Source organism: Mycobacterium sp. TH-M25 (assembly GCF_057473665.1).
Window position 1 is genome coordinate 1 of record NZ_JBYCLA010000027.1, and the last position, 7054, is coordinate 7054.

Annotated in this window: 6 protein-coding genes; 3 read left to right on the plus strand and 3 right to left on the minus strand. The window is 63.4% G+C overall.

What is annotated here, in order from left to right:
- The 3 genes from AC2VOU_RS00980 to AC2VOU_RS00990 form a co-directional block, all read right to left on the minus strand.
- On the minus strand, positions 1-1025 hold a 1025-nt coding region (locus AC2VOU_RS00980; protein ID WP_486955667.1), incomplete at its 3' end, for a cytochrome P450.
- The gene (locus tag AC2VOU_RS00985; RefSeq protein WP_486955668.1) at positions 1022-1438 is read right to left on the minus strand and encodes a hypothetical protein; all 417 of its coding nucleotides are present in this window, start codon (positions 1436-1438) and stop codon (positions 1022-1024) included. The genes AC2VOU_RS00985 and AC2VOU_RS00980, both read right to left, overlap by 4 nt.
- 384 nt (positions 1439-1822) lie before the next feature.
- Positions 1823-3127 carry a recombinase family protein gene (locus tag AC2VOU_RS00990; RefSeq protein ID WP_486955669.1) on the minus strand — a complete coding sequence of 435 codons (1305 nt, stop codon included), beginning with the start codon at positions 3125-3127 and terminating at the stop codon, positions 1823-1825.
- 569 nt (positions 3128-3696) lie between these two features.
- Between AC2VOU_RS00990 and AC2VOU_RS00995 the strand changes: the two genes are divergently transcribed.
- The 3 genes from AC2VOU_RS00995 to AC2VOU_RS01005 form a co-directional block, all read left to right on the plus strand.
- Positions 3697-4758 carry a YncE family protein gene (locus tag AC2VOU_RS00995; RefSeq protein WP_486955670.1) on the plus strand — a complete coding sequence of 354 codons (1062 nt, stop codon included), beginning with the start codon at positions 3697-3699 and terminating at the stop codon, positions 4756-4758.
- Positions 4759-4877: 119 nt separating this feature from the next.
- Complete coding sequence (locus AC2VOU_RS01000; protein WP_486955671.1) at positions 4878-6509, plus strand: long-chain fatty acid--CoA ligase; 1632 nt, start codon at positions 4878-4880, stop codon at positions 6507-6509.
- A 91-nt stretch (positions 6510-6600) separates the two neighbouring features.
- Positions 6601-7054 (plus strand): class II glutamine amidotransferase (locus tag AC2VOU_RS01005; protein ID WP_486955672.1); only part of this gene is annotated, 454 nt, incomplete at its 3' end.

The following is a 7054-nucleotide window of genomic DNA, read 5'->3' on the forward strand; positions in this document are numbered from 1 at the left end:
TGACGCTGACGCCGGAGCTCACCGTTGGAACCCCGCGATATCTCGTCGCCGCCATGTGTCCTGCCCGCGGCTTCCAGGGCCAGCCACACCGAACTGAACGCCGGGATCTCGACGCCCCCGACATCGATTTTTTTCGTGGTCACGCGGGGAATCCCCGGTCCCGGCGGCTCTAGTCGGAAGATCTCTTCGGCGAACATCGGGATCTGTGCCGGATCCTCGCGCAGCTGAGCTCGCAGTTGCGGGTCGCGTGCGAGATGCAACAGCGCGAAACTGATTGCCGAGGCGACCATTTCAATGCCTGCGACAGAAAACAGCAAAAGGATCACCGATACTACTTCGACCCTGGTGAGCGGGAAATCTTTTTCACTGCTGAGTTGTTCCATCAGGGGCCACAAAATGCCGGGCGGCCGCTCAGGATCTCGCATGCCGGCATCGAAGCTGATGTTCAACCACTTGATGAGTTCGAGTTGCGCTGCCCCGGTGGTGTCGCCGATGACCGCAGCCCGGGCCATCTCGGCCGCTCGCCGGTCTTCGGGCGGCAGCCCGCACACCAAAAACAGCGCTTGTGAGGCGTAGGTGTCGGCGACGCTGACTGCATCACACTGCCTCCGGGCAGCGACGGTGTCGATCAGTTTCCCTGCTCGGGCCCGCAGCTCGGGATCGAAGGGAGTCAACGCTCGCGGGCTGAAGAGCGGATGTAAGACGCGGCTGAAACGGGAATGATCCGCTGCCGTGGTGCACGCGAGCGGCACTTGACGTAGCGGTGCGCCGAACAGGTTGATCGCAAAGGTTTTCGGTGGCGAAGCAAAAGTCTGCGGGTCGAGCAGCGCCGCACGCACGTCATCGCGACGAGTGAGGTAGTAGCCGTGCAGTGTCGGGTCGCCGGTGTCAATTTTCACGACTGGGCCCAGCTCGCGAAGGTGGCGCCAGTACGCGGCGCGATCGGCCGCAAAGAACGGACTCTGCTTGTGATGTAACGGCGGCGAAGTCACGCTGTCGGGTTCGGGCACGTCGTTGTCGTTCATCGCTTTGTCGGCTTAGAGTCGACCAGTCGAGGCGGAGTGCATCGGCTCTCGCCGATCAACGCGAACCGCAGTGCGGCGAGGTTGATCTCCGCCCATTTTTCGGGATTGCGCGCCAGTATCGCCTCGACGGCGGCCAGGCCCGCCACATGGAAGTCCACCGAAACCACGGCAATCCAGGCGCTGTCCTTCGCGTGCCCGAATGCCGATGACGAGGATTCGACTTCACCGGCCGAGTAGCCGTCTGAAGCGAAGTAGACGGCGTGGTGGTCCGGACCCTCGCCAGGATCGAGAACCTTGCCCTTGATGTCGGCCAGCGCGACGAGCTGCTTCATCACCTGCTGGGGGCCGCCGATTCCCGCCGAGCCTTGTCGTAGCGGTGCGGATCGGCCTGTGCGGGCTGTCTCATCTCCCAAAGGATAAAGCGTTCGACGATGTGGCGCTCGCCCGACGGCAAGAGAATCGCCAGCGCAGCGACCCGCTTGACCAGGCAGCCACAGTCTGCAGCGTTATTTTCCGACAACTCAATTCTCGGTGACCGTGGCCAGGGCGACCAATGTCGACGTCAACCTTTCCCGACGAGCCTGTGGCTCGGCCTCGTAGCTTTCTCCCAGCCTGGGCAACATCACTCCTGAGCGCTGGACGATTAACCGTTACCCGCGGTCGTCACCTGAAGGTGTGAAAGCCCTTCGCGAACTCGAAGATCAAAATCGAATACTGCTTGGTTTGACGAGGCCGTTGACGACCGGGTTGGCGGCCACCGTGACGGCCATCGCCGACTCCGTCGACAATGGCCGGTTTCAGCTCTGCCATGTCAACGGTAGCTGCACCAGCGCCGACCGCCCCGGGATGTATTGCGGCACAAAATTATCCGGTAGCGCGCACTGGTGGACCTGCGCGAGCCATTCCTCCACTAGCACCCGCAGCACGGCTCGGACGAGATGGTTGGCGCGGCAACGATGTCGACCCGCGCCGAACCCCCAATGCTTACAAGCCCGTTGGTTGACCTGGTCGTCCCCGCTGCCCGCCGCCCGGCTGGCGGCCCCTGCCGCTATGGAGAACATGTCACCGGCCGACAGGTCGAGATCGCCGATACGAGTGTTTCGCAATGCAATCCGTATCGGATACTGGATCGTCGAATGCAGACGCACAATCTCTTCAACGAAAACCATTATATCGTGCGGCTTTTCGCGCAGCCTGCCGGTCAACCCAGCATCGGCGGCAAGATGCAGCAATGCCCACACGAAAGTGTCGCTGATCTGGCCTACACCGCCGCGCTCACCACTGCCGTGCACCGATGCCAGCAACAAGAAGATCTCTTCCTCGGTGCACTGCGGCGCGGCTCGGGCCAGCCGATCGACGATGTCGTCGCCGCTGGTTGCTCGGCGCTGCTGGATCGCCGCCCACAGTTCGTACTCGTCGTCCACGCCGAACAACGCCAACCGGATCGCCCGGGTCAGCGCCCGGCCGACGTCAGCACCGTCGACCTGCCCACCTGCGGCGACCTTCTCGAACAGCTCTGCCGCAGCCGGACGGCACTTTTCGGCCGCCGACCGCGACCATCGCGGCGTCAAAGCAGCAGCAATGACCTCCCGGCCGGGCGCAGTCAACCACGTCCGCGCCACGCCATCCGCTTGGACCACCGCGGCGGCGACGTCATTGCTGCGCAACGCTGCTGCGACGGCCTCGGAGCCGCTGACGACAGGCTCGCAGACCGGCGTCACCACAGGGCAGCCGGTCACCGCTGGTGGTTCATCTGGTAGGCCGAGATCGGCCGCAACCACAGCGTTGACGGCACGCAACTGGACCTGGCAGACATTGGCGGTCGCGATCAACCGCTCCAGGTCCTTCACCGATCTGAAGAGCCGGTCGGGATGCCAGCAGATCACCGCGCCGAACGCGTTGTCAGCCATCGCCTTTAGCAAGGCCTCGAAGCCGGGACGGGTGGGACCGGAGGGAGCGGACAGGTCGTTGTCGCCGTAGCGGTGGGCGACTTCCCATCCGAGCCGTTCGGCGAGCGCCTCGCAATCCGCTAACTGGCGACTCACACCGGCGCGCAATCCTGTGGCGTCTTGGCTGATCCTGGTATAGACAGCGGCGCGCATACGCCCGAATATATGTGGGCAGATCTACATCAGCATCCCGAGCATTCCCGTGGCTCCTGGGCGTGCGGCGGCAATGATCGACTGTCCTTCGGTCGGCAGCGGACCGGTCGGTTGTGTCCATGGACGGATAAGCGACGCATCGGTCTTTGAACAGTCTGTGACTTCGGACGCTTTCGGCGCGTTGAGCCTGAGAATCCCTTACTCACAACAATTTCGTCCCACGTCGTTATCGATTAGCGGGCAGCTAAAACACCCAGGTGAAAGCGGTCGCTGGGTTTGCTCTTGAAGGCCGTCGTAGAAATCTCGCGCGAAATACTTAAGGGATCTCTGAGGCGACCGCGTGACATCGGCGACATTCGATGACGTCTGCCTATTTTCTGCCGAATTCCATAACTAGACTCTGCACGAAGCGGCGCTCAGCGCGCCATCACAGGTATCTGGGTTGCGGTTCCCGGAAGCATTGGACCGCCATTGGCGTTAGACCGCCCAGATGCCGATGTCCGCCCACCACGGACCAACGAGTAAGGGCTGGTACCACTGTGAGCGATGTTATCGGTGTGAGTAAACGGATGGATGAGAAGCCAATCACCGCCCCCGGTTTCACCCACGTTGCGCGAATTGCGGTAAACCGGGGTGCCGTGAGCGGACTCGCCATCAGTCCGCGCGGCGATCTGCTGGCGATCACCCACTACGGCGATGACAGCTTCTCGCTGGTCGACCTCGACAGTAGCGCCGTGACGCAGACCGTCGTCGACGTTGACGAACCGTTCGCCATTGCCATGTCCGACGAGTCGGCGGCCCGCATCTATGTCAGCAGTGCCTCGGAAAGCTACGACTCGGTGCTGGCGTTCGACACCGACGTCAACCGGGTCGTCCAGACCTATCCGTTGGCCTACGGCGTCGGCGACTTGGCCGTGAGTCCGTCTGGTCGCTACGTATACGTCGGCCGCACGGGTCCCGACAGCGCCGACGTCATAGTCCTCGACACTTCGAACGGCGACGAGTGGGCGATCAACATCGCGACCGCCGAGACGGTCACGGAGTGCCTGCGGCTGAGCCGGGACGGCCGTCACCTCTATGTTGCGGCCAACGGAGCGAGCGCCGCAGCGTTTGTGGTGGTCGACACCCAGAGTAACCGGGTGCTGAGGACCATCGAAATCGGTTCTAGCATAAGGGATATTGCGCTCGGCCCGGATGGTGCCACTGCCTACGTCGGTAGTTGCGGTCCCGATTTCGGGACGGTGATCGACGCCGTGGACATCCGCGACGCCGGTAAGTGCGCCGTCTCGGGTACCTACAAGATCGGCGACGCTGCCGGCGTCCTGAGTCGGCTGACCCTGAGCCAGGACGGCAGCCGGGCGTACCTGGTCGGCGACACCAGCGTCACGGTGTTGTCCACCCGAACGATGGATGTCATCGGAAGTATCGCCACTGGTGCGCAGCCGTCATGTGTGGTCGAGAGCCCCGTCGGCGACCGGTTGTACGTTTGCGACTACGCCGGCATGGTCACTGTTCTGGCGGTCGAAGCGACCTCCACCCCCGCCTCGGTGCCGCCATCGCAGGACGGCCCCACGACTTTGCAGCCATGGGACTTCGTCGACCTGCTGACCCTCGAACCGTCGCTGGCTTAGCCCGGCTCAACCCGATCGCCCGCGAGGCGATTGATCGCGCGTGGAATGATCTCGCTGAGGGCTGGCGCCTGGCGGGCCGGCCCCGGTTATCCTCCGGCGAAACCAAGGGCGGTCCAGCGATGTACAGCACCATGCGCGACTTCCCGCTGACGATCACCACCATCTTGCAGCACGCCTGCACCGTCCACGGCGCCCGGAAGGTCACCACCGCCAGCGACACCGGCTACCGGTCGAGCACCTACGCCGAAATCGGTACGCAAGCGGCGCAGTTGGCGAACGCACTACGGCGCCTCGGAGTCACCGGCGATCAGCGTGTCGCCACCTTCATGTGGAACAACGCCGAACATCTGACGGCGTATCTGGCGGTGCCGGCGATGGGCGCTGTGCTGCATACCCTCAACATCCGGCTGTTCCCCGAGCAGATCGTCTACGTCGCGAACGAGGCCGAAGACCAGATAGTGCTGGTCGACATGTCGCTGGTCGCACAGCTGGCGCCGATATTGGCCGACCTCGAGACCGTGCACACGGTGATCGCGGTCGGCGATGGCGACGTTTCCGAACTGGAAAAGTCGGGTAAGACCGTTCTTCGATACGCCGAGGTGGTGACCGGCGAATCGACAGAATTCGACTGGCCTGAACTCGACGAAAGCTCCGCAGCGGCAATGTGTTACACCAGCGGGACGACCGGAAATCCTAAAGGCGTTGTCTACAGCCATCGTTCGAACTATCTGCACACCATGGCTATCTGCACGACCAATGCCATCGGTCTGGGCTCCAGCGACTCGGTGTTGCCGATCGTGCCGATGTTTCACGCCAATGCCTGGGGTTTGCCGTACGGGGCATTGATGGCCGGCGCGGACCTGGTACTGCCCGACCGACACCTGGACGCCAAGTCGCTGGTCGACCTGATCGGAAAGCTGCGGCCCACCGTCGCCGGCGCGGTCCCGACCATCTGGAACGACGTCATGCACTACCTGGAGCACAATCCCGGCCACGACGTGTCGTCGTTGCGTCTGGTTGCCTGCGGCGGCTCGGCCGTGCCGGTGTCGCTGATGCGCACGTTCGAAGAACGGCACGGCGTCCAGATCCGCCAGCTGTGGGGTATGACGGAAACCTCGCCGACCGCGACCATGGCCTGGCCGCCGCCGGGCACCCCGGACGATCAGCACTGGGCCTATCGTGCGAGCCAGGGTCAACCGATCTGCGGTGTGCAGGTGCGGATCGTCGACGACGACGGTCAGACGCTGCCCCACGACAACCAGGCCGTCGGCGAGGTCGAGGTCCGCGGCCCGTGGATCACCAGCTCCTACTACCGCGGCCATGACGAGGCCAAGTTCGACAACGGCTGGCTGCGTACCGGCGACGTTGGTCGCGTCGACGAGCGCGGCTTCATCACGCTGACCGACCGATCCAAAGACGTGATCAAGTCCGGCGGCGAGTGGATTTCGTCGGTCGAGCTGGAAAACGCACTGATCGGGCACGCCGACGTCGTCGAGGCCGCCGTCGTCGCGGTCCCCGATGAACGTTGGCAAGAACGGCCGCTGGCCGTCGTCGTCGCCCGGGCAGGATCCGACGTCAAACCCGACGAGCTGCGGAAGTTTCTGGCCGACAAAGTCGTTCGCTGGTGGTTGCCGGAGCGATGGACGTTTGTCGACGAAATTCCCCGCACTAGTGTGGGCAAGTACGACAAGAAAGCCATTCGCTCCCACTACGCGAACAACCTGTACGAGATCAGCGAAGCGCGAGACTGAGGGGAGTGCGAGATATGAGCGTGCGTGCGTGCAATGGGCAACGGGGTCGGTCGGTGTGGCCGCGATCAACGTCATCGTCTGGTATCCGCTGATGTGCCGGCTCTTCGGACTTCACGCCGGCACAAACGCTGTTACCGCGACGTTTTGGTTGGTCGAAGCTCCAGACAGCCTTGCTCGGCAGAGCCGAAGAAACCCCGACGGCAGCGGGATCGGGGTCTTCGACGGCCAAGGGCATCCGCAGGTGGACAAGGAGCCGATCGCTGCGTGGCAGGACGCCACCTTCGCCACCGAAGCGCGCGATATGACCGGTACCACGTTCGTCGCACACGTTCGCTATGCCACCGCCGGATCGCGCGAGACCGTCAACACCCACCCGTTTCTGCAAGACAACCGCATCTTTGCGCACAACGGCGTTCTGGAAGGTCTCGACATTCTCGATGGTCGGCTCCGTGAATTGGGCACTGCCGACTTGGTTTTGGGTCAGACTGATTCCGAGCGGGTGTTCGCGTTGATCACCGCGTCGATCCGGACCCACGGCGGCGACG

Excerpts from the sequence above, each read along its gene's own strand:
- AC2VOU_RS01000 (WP_486955671.1), top strand. The coding sequence starts at position 4,878 with ATGTACAGCACCATGCGCGACTTCCCGCTGACGATCACCACCATCTTG.
- AC2VOU_RS00990 (WP_486955669.1), bottom strand. The coding sequence starts at position 3,127 with ATGCGCGCCGCTGTCTATACCAGGATCAGCCAAGACGCCACAGGATTG.
- AC2VOU_RS00995 (WP_486955670.1), top strand. The coding sequence starts at position 3,697 with ATGGATGAGAAGCCAATCACCGCCCCCGGTTTCACCCACGTTGCGCGA.